Origin of the sequence: Streptomyces sp. NPDC059785 (genome assembly GCF_042732375.1) — a bacterium.
Lineage (GTDB): Bacteria > Actinomycetota > Actinomycetes > Streptomycetales > Streptomycetaceae > Streptomyces.
In genome coordinates this window covers 12175-24515 of record NZ_JBHWHV010000039.1, presented here as the reverse complement: position 1 = coordinate 24515, position 12341 = coordinate 12175, and the positions used below count along the sequence as shown (strand labels likewise).

Genomic DNA, 12341 nt, shown 5'->3' with positions numbered 1-12341 from the left:
GTATGCCTACTCCGCTCACCCATGACGATCCCCGGGCGTTCGGCCCGTACCGGCCGGTCGCCCGTCTCGGCAGCGGTGGCATGGGCACCGTCTATCTGGCGCGCTCCCCCGGCGGACGGACCGTCGCGATCAAGACGATGCACGCCCGGATCGCCTCGGACACGGGCTTCCGGACCCGGTTCCGGCTGGAGGCCGACGCCGCCCGCGTCATCGGCGGCCGGCACGGCGCCGAGGTCGTGGACGCCGACCCGCTCGCCGAGACCCCCTGGCTCGCCACCGAGTACGTACTCGGGCCGCCGCTGGACGACGCCGTCGAGCTGGCCGGTCCGCTGCCCGAGACCTCCGTACGGGCCCTGGGCGCGGCCCTGTGCTCGGCGCTCGGCCAGTTGCACCGCTCCGACGTGGTGCACCGCGACCTTAAGCCGTCCAACATCCTGGTCACGGCGTACGGGCCGAAGGTCATCGACTTCGGTATCGCGCGGGCGATCGGCGACGACCGGCTGACCAGTACGGGTGCGGCGGTCGGTACTCCGGCGTTCATGTCGCCGGAGCAGGCGACCGGGCAGGAGCACTCGCCGGCGGGCGACGTCTTCGCCCTCGCCGGGGTGCTCGTGTTCGCCGCCACCGGCCAGGGACCCTTCGGGCACGGGCAGGCCGCCGACCTGCTCTACCGGGTGCGGTATGGCGAGCCGGACCTCACGCGGGTCCCGCCCGCCCTGGTCGCGGTGCTCGCCCCGTGCCTGGACAAGGACCCCGCGCGCCGCCCCACCACGGGACAGCTGGCGGCCCGGCTGCACGACGGCTCGGGCGACTTCGCGGACCATCTGCCGGACGCGGTGCTCGCGGAGATCGCGCGCCGGGCGAGCGAGGTCTGGGGCGTCGTCGCCCAGCGGCTGCCCGCGCCGCCCGCGGAGGCGGACACGGCGGTGACGGCACCGGCCGCCGGGACGTCCCGGCGCCGGCTGTTGCTGGCGGGCGGCGGTACCGCGCTCGGAGCGGCGGCCGCCGGGGCGGGCGCCTGGGCGTGGAGCCGGAGCGGCGGTTCCGGGATGGAGGGGTCACAGGGGCAGGCCGATCCCGGGCCCAGCAACAGCGTGCTCCCGCGCAAGAAGCTCGACTCGCTCTGGCAGCGGCAGGTCGCCGGCCCGCCGGACGACACCGTCCCGGCGGCGCCGCTCGCCGTCGGCGACCTGGTCACCCTGGTCGTCGGTACGGGTCTCGCGGGTCTCGGCGCGAAGAAGGGGACGGTCGCGTGGGTCTCCGACCAGACGGAGATGACCTGGAAGCTCGCCGTCGACGGTGACCGGCTGCTGCGGATGCTGGCCCCGGAGGGGTCGGTGGGCAACGCGGGGAAGACGGGCGGGTTCCCGATGACGCTGGCGTCCGTCGATCTCGCCACGGGGAAGGCGGGTGACCCGTTCGCCCGGTTCACGGACTTCAACGGCGTCATCGAACAGAACCAGGTGCTGTGCGCGGGCGACGGCGTCGTCTATCTGGCGGGCGGCGCGGGGGAGTACTCGATGGACGGCTTCCTCGCCACCCAGTCCTGGTCGCTGTGCGCCGTCGACGTCGGCTCGGGCCGGAAACTGTGGAGCAGCGCGCTGCCCCCGCGGCCCGAGGGCAGCTACCGGCTGTACTTCGTCTCCGCCAAGGTCGTCGGCGACCACCTGGTGACGCTCCAGGAGACCAACTCGGGCGCGGTCCAGGTCGTCGTACGCGATGTCGGGACGGGTGCCGTCCGCTGGCAGCGGACGCTGTCCGGGGCCGGGCCGGAGAAGCTGCGGATCCCGCTGGCGACCGACGAGCACTCCCTCTACCTGGGCGTCGGCGGACTGCGGGCGCTGCGGCTCGCCGACGGCAAGCAGGTCTGGGACTCGGCGTCCGAACGGCCGGGGAAGACGTACGGTCCGCCCGCCGTCAAGGACGGTGTGGTGTACGCGGTGGAGAAGGGGCTCGGCCTGGTCGCGTTCGACTCCGGCAGCGGGCAGGCGCGGTGGGAGGAGAAGGGCGGCGGGGGCGCGAAGGCCGACCTGACCGCGGCGCCCGTGATCGGTACGGATCACGCGTACTCGAAGCGCTCGTCCCTGCTCTGGGGGATCGATCTGTCGTCCCGGACGCCCGCGCTCTCGTACAAGACCACGGGGGAGCGTTTCATCGCCCATGAGAAGGCGGGGGTGGTGATCGCCCTCGGCGGCAAGTTCCTCGCCGCCTATCCCCTGAAATGACGCCGCCCGACCGCCGCCCGGCGTCCCGCCGACCTGTCACCCCGACCACGAGAAGGCCTCAGCCATGAATCCCCTGGGTACCGGCGACCCGCTGCGTCTCGGACCGTACCGTCTGCTCGGTGTGCTCGGCGAAGGCGGCATGGGCAAGGTGTACGTCGGCCAGGACGGCGCGGGCACCGTCGCCGCGGTCAAGGTGCTGCGGCCGGAACTCTCCCACGACCAGGGGCTCGCCCAGCGTTTCGTGCGCGAGGCGCTGGCCGCGCAGGCGGTGACCAGCGGGGGCGTGGCCTCGGTCCTCGGCGCGCGGACGGAGGGCGGACGCCCCTGGATCGCGACCGAGTTCCTGGCCGGGCTGACCCTCGACCAGGCCGTCGAGCGGTACGGGCCGCTCGACGAGGCGGCGGTGCGCGCGCTCGCCGCGTCGCTCGCCCGCACGCTGGCGGACATCCACGCCACGGGCTTCGTGCACCGCGACCTGAAGCCGCCGAACACCGTGCTCACCTCGGGCGGACCGCGCGTCATCGACTTCGGCATCGCCCGGCCCGAGCACGGTCTGACGCTCACCACGACCGGCCAGATACCGGTCACCCCGGGGTACGGCGCTCCCGAGCAGGTGCTCGGACAGCGCGTCGCGTCGCCCGCCGACGTGTTCTCGCTCGGCGCGGTGCTGGTCTACGCGGCGACCGGCCGGCGCGCCTTCGAGGGCGCGCACGTGGCCGCGGTCCAGTACGAGGTCGTGCACGGCGAGCCCCGTACGGAGGGCCTGTCGCCCGCGCTGTACGCGCTGATCGCGCCCTGTCTCGCCAAGGACGCGGCGGCGCGGCCCACCCCGGCGCAGATCGCGGCGGCCTTCGCACCGTCGAAGGGTGCCGAGAAGGCCGCCGCGAAGGTGTGGCGGCGGGGGCCGGTGGCCGAAGGGATCCAGGAACGCGAGCGCGCCATCCGGGAGTTGACCGCGCAGACCGTGACCGGCGGACCCGGCGGCCGGGGCGGTCCGTCGCGGCGGCGGCTGCTGACCGGCCTCGCGGCGGGCGGAGTGGTGGTCGCCGCGGGCGGTGGCACGGCAGCGTGGTGGTTCGGGCCGGGGAAGGAGCGGGACCGGGAGCGGCAGGAGGACCCCTTCACCTTTCCCGCCGCCGTGTCGACCCCGGCCGCCCGGCTGCTCTCCGCGGACGACGGCGACTATCTCGTCGACGGCCACCCGAAGGCCCTGTGGGGGCCGCGCGAGGTGGTCGGCAAGGAGTCGCCGGCGCCGCTTCCGGTGCGGGACGTGGTGGTCGTGGGCACCTTCGGGGGCGGCATCGGGGCCTTCAACGTCGTGGACGGCAAGCGCCGCTGGGCGGTGCCCGGCATCGACATGACGGCCCGCTACCTCTCCCTGTCCGACCGGCTGATCGCGGCGGCCGACAAGGAGGGCACGCTGCGTACGTTCGTCGCGTCCACCGGGGAGGCCAAGTGGACGGCGGACGCGGACGCGGCGGCGCTGCTCGCGGCCGACGCGGACGCGGTCTACGTCGTGACGAAGGACCACCGGCTGCGCAGCGTGGGCCGCGCGGACGCGAAGATCCGCTGGACGGCGCGGGTGCCCGCGGACTTCCGCGGGAAGCTTCAGGCCCCGGCGGCGGTCGGCGGCGGCCGGCTGGTGCTCTCGACGACGCAGGGGCACGTGTTCGCGGTGTCCACGAAGGACGGGCGTCAGGTGTGGGAGCGGCGCGGTCAGGCGAAGGAGATCGCCGTCGTGCCCGCCGTCGCGGACGCCACCGTGTACCTCAACGGCAAGAAACTGACCGCGCTCCGTCTCTCCGACGGCAAGGAACTCTGGCAGGCCGCGGGCAAGGACATGTACGGCGACCCGGTCGAATGGGGGCCGCCGCGCGTGCACGGCGACTCCGTGTACGCCGCCGCGGGCACCTGGCCCGAACGGCACGCCACGAGCGACGGCAAGAAGATCTGGAGCTCCCGGGATCCCGGCAGCCAGTACGGTCCGGTGCTCGTGCAGGGCAGCGGCGTCTGGATGGTCGACGACGACTTCGGCGGCGAGGTGTCCACCGTGGACCTCGACTCCGGCTACTCCATCTGGTCCTTCGAACTGCCCGACGCCGAGACCCACGGCCTCGCCGTCGACGGCAACCGGGCGTTCATCAGGAACGACAACTCGCTGTACGCGCTCCCGGTGTTCTGAACGGGAACCTGAAGAGGAGGGCCTGGGACCGCCCCTGTCCGGGGCGCGTAACGAGCTGCAACAGCCCCGTCACAAGGACCCCTTCGCCGTGGTCATGCCAGCTTCGGCGTCATTAGTGTCCGTGTCCATGACCTTGAGCGATGTGCACCTCCTCGCCATCGGCGGGCGACGCGGCGGCGGTTACCACCACCACTACCACTCCTCCTACAGCGGCCACGGCGGCTCAGGCGGCGGCTCGATGTGGATCTGGCTCGCCCTCCTGCTGATCGTGGTCGTGGTCCTGTGCATCTGGGCGAACAACCGCCAGGGGTCGGACGACTGAGGAAGAGGGGCACGACACGGCGGGATCCGGGGGCAAGGGAAAGCGGCGGGGATCCGAGGATGCCCCGCCGCTTCCGGACGCCGGTTCTCAGGACCCGGACTCCGTCAGGACGCCGGTTCTCAGTTCCCCGGCTCCGTCAGACCCACCTGGATCATCGGCTTGCCCCGGCGCCGTGACACGAAGATGCCGCGTCCCGCTGGCATCGGGCGTGGGCGGACGCCGCCGAGGAGGTCGCCCTCGGTCGGGTCGCCGGCCAGGACGACGCCCTGGGCGCCGAGTTCCTTCATGCGCTGGATGAACGGCTCGTAGGCGGCCCGGCTCGCGCCGGCCGTCGAGCGGGCGATGATGAAGCGCACGCCGACGTCCCGGGCGAACGGCAGCAGTTCGGTCAGGCCGCCGAGCGGGTTACCGCTGGACGTGGACACGAGGTCGTAGTCGTCGACGATCACGTACACCGTCGGGCCCTGCCACCAACTGCGGTCCCGGAGCTGCCGCGCGGTCACGTCGGCCGTCGGCGAGCGGCGCTGCATCAGGTCCGCCAGGGCCGTCATGTGGTGGTCCATGGCGTTGGACATCGGGATGTACTCGGCCAGGTGCGAGGCCGGGGACACATCGAGCAGCGAGCGCCGGTTGTCGACCACGAACAGCTTGCACTCGTCGCCGCTGTAGCGCTCGGTGAGCTGCTTGATCAGCAGCCGCAGCAGGTTCGACTTGCCGGACTCGCTCTCGCCGAAGACCAGGAAGAACGGGTCCTGCTCGAAGTCGACGAAGACCGGTTCGAGGTTGTCCTCGTCGAGGGCGAAGGCGACGCCCCGGTCCGGGAACCGGTCGCCGGAGGGCAGCTGCGCCGCCGGGAGCTCGCGCGGCAGCAGCCGGACCTCGGGCGCGCCGGGCGCCTGCCAGTGCCGGGCGGCCTCCGCGGTCAGCGCCGCCGTCGCGTCGGCGAGGTCGGTGTCCGAGGTGAGCCCGTCGATCCGCGGCACCGCGGCCATGAAGTGCAGCTTCTGCGGCGACAGACCGCGCCCCGGCACACCCGTGGGGACGTTCGCGGCCACCTTGCGGTCCACCTCGGAGTCCATCGTGTCGCCGAGCCGCAGCTCCAGACGGTTCATCAGGTGGTCCTTGAGGTTCGCCCGGACCTCCATCGACCGCGACCCGGTCAGGACGAGGTGGATCCCGTAGCCGAGGCCGCGCGCGGCGATGTCGAGGACCGCCGGCTCAAGACCCTCGTAGTCGGTGCGGAAGTTGCCCCAGCCGTCGATGACCAGGAAGACGTCGCCCCACGGCTGGTCGGTCACCGGGATGTCGCCGCGGGCCCGCCGGGTGCGGAAGTCGGCGATCGAGGAGATGCCGTTGGCGCGGAAGTACTCCTCGCGGCGGGTCAGCACGCCGTACACCTCGGCGACCGTGCGGCGTACCTTCTCCGGGTCGAGGCGCGAGGCCACGCCGCCGACGTGCGGGAGTCCCGCGACCGCCACCATCCCGCCGCCGCCGAAGTCGAGTCCGTAGAACTGCACCTCGTGCGGGGTGTGGGTGAGGGCGAAGGCGGCGATCAGGGTGCGCAGCAGCGTCGACTTGCCGGACTGCGGGCCGCCGATGATCTGCATGTGGCCCGCCGCGCCGGAGAAGTCGACCCACAGCGGGTCGCGGCGCTGCTCGTACGGCTTGTCGACGAGGCCGACGGGGACGACCAGGCGTCCCGCGCCCTCGTAGCCGGGCTGGGTGAGGCCGCGTCCCTGGACCGCGGTCAGGCCGGGCAGCAGCCCGTCGAGGGACGGCGGGCTGTCCAGCGGGGGCAGCCACACCTGGTGGGCGGCCGGGCCCTGCGCCTCCAGGCGGCGCACGATCACGTCGAGCACCGTGTCGGCCAGCGCGTCGTCCGTGTCGGAGGACGACGGCTCGGGGCGCTGCTGGGGCACCGGCACGTACTGCACCGGGACCTCGGCCGCGGTGAACACCACCGGCCGCCGGTCCAGCGGCAGCGACCCGCCCGGCGTGGCGGCCGGCCCGGAGGCGGAGCGGTACACGCCGGACACGTACGCGGCCTTGAAGCGCACCATTTCGTCGGTGCCGAACTTCAGGAAGCCCGAGCCCGGGACGTTCGGCAGTTCGTAGGCGTCCGGGACGCCGAGCGCGGCGCGCGACTCGGCGGCGGAGAAGGTGCGCAGACCCACGCGGTACGACAGGTACGTCTCCAGGCCGCGCAGCCGGCCCTCCTCCAGGCGCTGCGAGGCGAGCAGCAGGTGCACGCCGAGCGAGCGGCCGATCCGGCCGATCTGCACGAACATCTCGATGAAATCGGGCTTCGCGGTCAGCAGCTCGCTGAACTCGTCGATGACCAGGACGAGCGAGGGGATCGGCTGGAGCGGCGCACCGGCCGCGCGCGCCTTCTCGTAGTCGTGGATGTTGGCGTAGTTGCCCGCGTCGCGCAGCATCTCCTGGCGGCGGTTGAGCTCGCCGCGGATCGAGTCGCCCATCCGGTCGACCAGCGTCAGGTCGTCCGCCAGGTTGGTGATCACGGCGGCGACGTGCGGCATCTGCGCCATGCCGGCGAAGGTCGCGCCGCCCTTGAAGTCGGCGAGGACGAAGTTCAGCGTCTCGGAGGAGTGCGTGACCGCGAGCCCGAGGACCAGCGTGCGCAGCAGCTCCGACTTGCCGGAACCGGTGGCGCCCACGCACAGGCCGTGCGGGCCCATGCCCTCCTGCGCGGCCTCCTTGAGGTCCAGCATCACCGGCCGGCCGTCCTCGCCGACCCCGATCGGCACCCGCAGCCGCTCGGCCAGCGAACGCGGCCGCCAGGTGCGCCTGGTGTCCACCGACGCGGCGTCCCCGAGGTTCAGCAGGTCCGTGAACTCCAGGTTGGCCAGCAGCGGTTCGTCGTCGTCGCCGCCCGACGCCATGCGCAGCGGCGCGAGCTGCCGGGCCAGCGCCTCGGCCGACTCCGCGGACAGCGCGTCCGGCGTGCCCTCGTAGACGACGCCGTGCCCGGACTCCAGGCGCAGCGCCCGCGGCTGGACGACGACGGACAGATCGCCGCCCGCCCCGGAGAGCTCTCCCGGCACGACCTCCAGGACGGTCACGCCTTGCAGCCCCTCGGCGGACGCGAGGACGGAGTCGGGCAGCAGCGACAGCCCGTCGAGCACGACGACGATGTGCGGTTCGTCGGCGAGCGGGGCGGCGTTCGGGTGGAAGCGGGGGCGGCCGGTCAGCCGTCCGGCGAGCAGGTCCTCCAGCTCACGGGCGTCGCCGCCGATCAGCCGGCGGCTGCCCGCGCCGTCCACCGCGCCGGGCGCCTGCACGTGCGGCAGCCACTTCGCCCACTCCCAGTGCGGCAGCGCCTCGCGCCCCGCCGCGACCACGATCATCAGGTCCTCGGGGGAGTGCAGCGCGGCCAGCGAACCGGTCAGGGCGCGCGCCGAGGCCCGTACGGACTGCGGCTCGCCGCTGACGGTGACGTGGTAGAAGGCGCGCAGCGAGACCGCCATCGGCAGCTCGTCCAGGGTGCCGTGGGTGGCGACGAAGCGCTGCACGGCGCCCGCGGTCAGCGGCTCGAGCTGGTCCACCGGACCGGTCTCGGGACTGACCAGGGCGGTGGCGAGGGACTGGGGTCCGAGGCCGACGCGGACCTGTGCGAAGTCCTCGTCGCCGGGGCGCCGTTCCCACACCCGGCTGCCCTCCGCGACCAGCGCCCAGAGCTGCTCGGGGGAGGGGTGCAGGAAGTACTGGGCGTCGCGCTGCGCCCTGGCGGTGGTCACCGCCGCGCGCCGGGTCTGCGCGAGATAGCCGAGGTAGTCGCGGCGCATGTCGGCGAGCTGGTCCTGGGAGCCGCGCCGGAAGCGGACCACCATCGCGACGGACATGGCGACCGTCGACGCGATCATCACCATGCCCATGATCTTCATGAACGGCTGGCCGCTGGTGAAGAAGAAGACCACCGAACCGCCCATGCCCAGCGTCGGCAGCAGCTGCATCAGGACGCTCTCCTGATGCCCCCGCGGCAGCTCGGGCGGAGGCTGGAGGACGACGTCCTCCGCGGGCACCTCGGACGGCAGCGCCCGCGGCGGGCGCTTCACGACGATGTGGCTCACTGCTCACCCAATCCCTCGGCCCCGGGTCTTCCGCCCGCCGCCCCGTGTCAGGCGGGCGCAGGCCGCCGCGTGATCCTACTGACTTCACGTACGACCGGTGCGGGGTAGGGTGCCGGATGTTCGCGTGAGCACACGCGAACCGGGCCGGACAAGCAGGGCAATTCGCGTCGGGTGAGGGTGCGCGGGGCCCGTCGGCCGTCCGGCCGGGCCCCGGTCCGGCGGCCCGCCGGGCCATCGGCGGAGCACACCGGGGAAACGGGCACAGGACCTTCACACGGCAGACGCAGTTCCGGCACCGAAGCACTGACACACCGCAGCACTGACGCATTGACGCGCCGAAGCACTGACACCGCAGCACTGACGCATTGACGCGCCGAAGCACTGACGCACTTAGGGGGAGCAGCAGGTGAGCATGACGGCCTCCGCGACGACCGCGGGACCCGGCGGTCCCGGACCCGGGGCACCTTCGGGAGCGGGCACAGGGCTCGGCTTCTGCCGGGTCACCATCGTCGCGCCGGACAGCCGGATCGACGTGGCCCTGCCCGACGACATCCCGGTCGCCGACATCTATCCGGAGATCCTCCGGCTCTCCCGGCAGAGCCCCGCCCAGGGCGCCCCGGTCGGCTATCACCTGGTACGCCGCGACGGCACCGTCCTCGACAGCTCCCGCTCCTTCGCGGCCCAGCGCATTCTCGACGGCGAACTCCTCACCCTGCGCCCGTTCTCCGAGTCGCTGCCGCCGGCCGTCTTCGACGACGTGTCCGAGGCCGTGGCCGCCGCGGTCACCCGGGAACGCACGCTGTGGAGCGGCGACCTCACCCGCGCCGCGGGACTCGCCGCCGGCGGCGTCCTGCCGGCCCTGCTCGCCTTCGTCGCCTGGACCGCCGACCCCTGGCACGACATGCACGGCCTGCCGGGCATCCTCGCGGCCGTCACCGGCATCCTCCTGGTCGTCCTCGCCGCCGTCCGCGCCCGGGTCTACGACGACCGCGCCTCGGCGATCGCGCTCGGCCTCGGCGCCCTGCCGAACACGGCCGTGGCGGGCTCCGGGCTGCTGACCCTCGCCGACGGCCAGGGCATCGGCAAGCTCCAGTTCCTGCTCGGCTGCGCCGCCGTCCTGGTCGCCTCAGTGGTCCTCACCCTCTGCTCGCCGCGCGGCGACGGCCCGTTCGTGGCCTTCGTGTGCGCGTCCGCCATCGGCGTGCTCACGGTGTTCACGGCGCTGCTCGCGCACTGGACGCCCACCGAGACGGCCGCGCTGTGCGCCCCGCTCGCCGTCGGCGCCCTGGCCTTCCTGCCCGGCCTGTCCATGCGCTTCGCCCGGCTCCCCATCGGCTTCGAACCGCCGGACACCGCCCGGCGCGGCGCGTACGGCGACGAACCCGCCGCGCCGGACCCGGTCGACACCGAGCGCATCGAGGCACAGGCCCGCCGCGGCCACGAACTGCTCGTCGGCCTGGTCGGCGGCTGCGCGCTCGTCGCGGCCGGGGCCTGCGCGGTGCTCGGCTTCTCCGACGACGTCTGGGGCCAGTTGCTCGCCCTGGCGACCGGCGTCGCGCTGGTGATGCGCGCCCACCTCTTCCGCTACACGGCCCAGGTCGCGCCCCTGCTCGCGGCGGGTCTCGCCGCCCTCGCCCTGCTCGGCCTCGGCCTGGCGCTCAACCCGCCGCCGTCCCTGATGCGCGAGGCCCTGGCCGGGGACCGTACGGACCTGGACATCCGCACGATCTGGCTCGTCGCGGTGATCGCCGCGGCCACCGCCCTCGTCACCGCGCTCGGCCTGATCCTGCCGCGCGGCGGTCTCACCCCGTTCTGGGGCCGCTTCCTGGAGATCGCCGAGGGCTTCGTCCTGCTGACCCTGGTGCCGCTGGCCCTCGCGGTCTTCGACGTGTACGCGTCCGCCCGCGCCATGACGAGCTGAAGGGCGGCACACCGTGAGCTTCGGGCCACCCTCGTCCGCGTACACCCAGTCCGCGCTGTCGTCGGACGACCGCCGGAAGAACCGCCGCCGCAGGACGGCGCTCGTCGTCGCGGGCGCCGCCGTCGCCCTCGCCGTGCTGGTGGGCGGCGGCGTCTGGCTGTTCCGGGACGGCGACAGCGGGTCCGTCCCGGCGGACCGGCAGGCCGCCGCCCAGGATCGCCTGGACGTCCGCGAGACGGTCGAGGAGCGGCCCGCGAGCGTCGCGGGGCAGATGGCCTTCCGCTTCTCGGCCGACGACCTGAGCCCGGGTGAGCGCTACGAGATGCCCGGCATGTGGGCCACGGACAAGATCCTCGCCAAGGGCATCAACCGGACCCTCGTCGGCTTCGCCCTCGGCACCGACGCCGCGGTCGGCGACGAGCAGTGGAACCTGCGGCTGGCCGGCCCCGTCTGCGGGGTGACGAAGCGGGTGAGCGTCGAGAACCGCACGGCCGTGCTCTTCCGCAGCGGCGAGGACGACGACGCGCTCTGCGACCGGCTGGCCTTCGTGGACCTCGACACCGGCAAGAAGCTCTGGCAGGCCGAGATGCCCGTCCCCGGCTCCGAGGACAGCGCGAGCCAGGACCTGCCCGCCGTCACCCTGACCCACGCCACGGTCGCCGTGACCTGGGGCGACGGCGCGGACGCGTACGACATGGACAGCGGCGAGCGGCTGTGGCGCGTCAAGGCCGCCGACTCCTGCGCCTATGTGGGGGCGGGCGGCGGCCGGGCCCTGCTGACGCGGATCCGCTGCTACAACGGCGACGCCGTCTCCGGCTCCAACAGCGAGACCACCTACCAGGTCCGCAAGCTCGACCCGCGCACCGGGAAGACCCGCTGGACGTACGAGGTCGCCCGGAACACCCGGGGCGTCGCCCTGGTCTCCGCCGAACCCGCCGTCATCGGCATCTCCGCGGGCGACGCCGAGATCACCGAGCTGATCTCGCTGGACGGGCAGGGCGGGCACCGCGCGACGATCGGTCTGAAGAGCGGGCGGTACCTCGGGGAGTGCACCGAGGACACCGACCGGTACACCGTCGAGGACTGCCCGACGATCGCGGTCGGCGACGACCAGGTCTTCCTGCGCAGCAAGGAGACCGACGCCACCGGCGACAAGCAGGAGGGCGCCGCGCACGTCTCCAACTGGATCGTGGGCTTCGACCTCGCCACCGGGAACACCGTCAAGAAGTTCGAATCCGGCCCCGACCAGGTCCTCTACCCGCTGCGGATGAGCGGCGACCGGCTGCTCGCCCTGCGCGAGAGCAACGACCACATCTCACCGAACGGACTCGTCTCCCTCGACCCGGCCACCGGCGAGGAGACCCCGTACCTCTACTTCGACCTGCCCGTCGAGGGGTACGAGCTCACCGCCGTCGAGGACAACGACATCGTCGTCGAGGACGGACGGCTGTTCTTCGGCCGCCGGGCCGCGACCGGCCCCACCGACGGCAGCCAGAAGGCGTGGCAGTGGCTGGTCCTGGGCGTCGGGAGCACCGGCTGACCGAGCGGTACGGGCGGGGGCGCCGTCGCCCCCGCCCGTACCGCTCGCGCGCCTACCGTTCGC

6 protein-coding genes are annotated in these 12341 nt (G+C 73.4%); 5 read left to right on the top strand and 1 reads right to left on the bottom strand.

The window, feature by feature from the left end:
- Positions 1–2: 2 nt before the first annotated feature.
- The 3 genes from ACFV6E_RS26755 (at position 3) to ACFV6E_RS26745 (ending at position 4729) form a co-directional block, all read left to right on the top strand.
- Positions 3–2225: a protein kinase gene (locus ACFV6E_RS26755; RefSeq protein WP_385465105.1), complete on the top strand. Its 2223-nt coding sequence runs from the start codon at positions 3–5 to the stop codon at positions 2223–2225.
- A gap of 64 nt (positions 2226–2289) precedes the next feature.
- Complete coding sequence (locus ACFV6E_RS26750) at positions 2290–4407, top strand: serine/threonine-protein kinase (protein ID WP_385465102.1); 2118 nt, start codon at positions 2290–2292, stop codon at positions 4405–4407.
- A 127-nt stretch (positions 4408–4534) separates the two neighbouring features.
- Positions 4535–4729 (top strand): hypothetical protein, encoded by a 195-nt coding sequence (locus ACFV6E_RS26745; RefSeq protein WP_385166301.1) that lies wholly within the window; start codon positions 4535–4537, stop codon positions 4727–4729.
- Between the two features lie 119 nt (positions 4730–4848).
- Here ACFV6E_RS26745 and eccCa read toward each other — a convergent pair whose 3' ends face one another.
- On the bottom strand, positions 4849–8817 hold the full coding sequence (gene eccCa, locus ACFV6E_RS26740) for a type VII secretion protein EccCa (protein WP_385166300.1): 3969 nt from the start codon (positions 8815–8817) through the stop codon (positions 4849–4851).
- 406 nt (positions 8818–9223) lie between these two features.
- Between eccCa and eccD the strand changes: the two genes are divergently transcribed.
- Positions 9224–10738, top strand: coding sequence for a type VII secretion integral membrane protein EccD (eccD, locus tag ACFV6E_RS26735; RefSeq protein ID WP_385166298.1), 1515 nt, complete (start codon positions 9224–9226; stop codon positions 10736–10738).
- A gap of 13 nt (positions 10739–10751) precedes the next feature.
- The gene (locus ACFV6E_RS26730) at positions 10752–12278 is read left to right on the top strand and encodes a PQQ-binding-like beta-propeller repeat protein (protein ID WP_385166296.1); all 1527 of its coding nucleotides are present in this window, start codon (positions 10752–10754) and stop codon (positions 12276–12278) included.
- Positions 12279–12341: the final 63 nt, after the last annotated feature.